Below are 525 nucleotides of genomic sequence, written 5' to 3'. Positions count from 1 at the left end.
CCGCTGGCCTAACCCGTAAGGGAGGGAGGCGTCGAAGGTGGGATTGGCGATTGGGACGAAGTCGTAACAAGGTAGCCGTACCGGAAGGTGCGGCTGGATCACCTCCTTTCTAAGGAGCACATCTCCAGAGGCCCCTCACATAGGTGAGAGTGGTTCTGGCAGAGACCGTTTCGGACTCATACGTAGTCCGGCGGACGCTCATGGGTGGAACACTGACTTCCTCTTCTCGTCATGCTGGTCCTCAGTGACCGCTAGAGAAGATATATCGGCACACTATTGGGTCCTGAAAGAACAGACGTAAGTCTTTCTTTCCAGGCAAGATAACGACGAGATTGACCCTTCGGTCATACCGCGGAACTTTTGGTTTCGGCTGGTGCCGAGTACAGGTTGTCTTTCTCGTGTGTTGTTTGAGAACTGCACAGTGGACGCGAGCATCTTTGTTAGTAAGTGTGTAAGAGCGTACGGTGGATGCCTTGGCACCAGGAGCCGATGAAGGACGTAGTAGGCTGCGATAAGCCTCGGGGA

2 rRNA genes are annotated in these 525 nt (G+C 54.3%); both read left to right on the top strand.

What is annotated here, in order from left to right:
* Positions 1 to 109, top strand: a 16S ribosomal RNA gene (locus GFY24_RS40950); the annotation flags it as partial.
* A 332-nt stretch (positions 110 to 441) separates the two neighbouring features.
* Positions 442 to 525, top strand: a 23S ribosomal RNA gene (locus GFY24_RS40945); the annotation flags it as partial.

It is taken from the genome of Nocardia sp. SYP-A9097, from assembly GCF_009649815.1.
GTDB lineage: Bacteria > Actinomycetota > Actinomycetes > Mycobacteriales > Mycobacteriaceae > Nocardia.
Note: the sequence above shows the minus strand (reverse complement) of the source record. Positions and strands in the feature narration are given on the sequence as shown.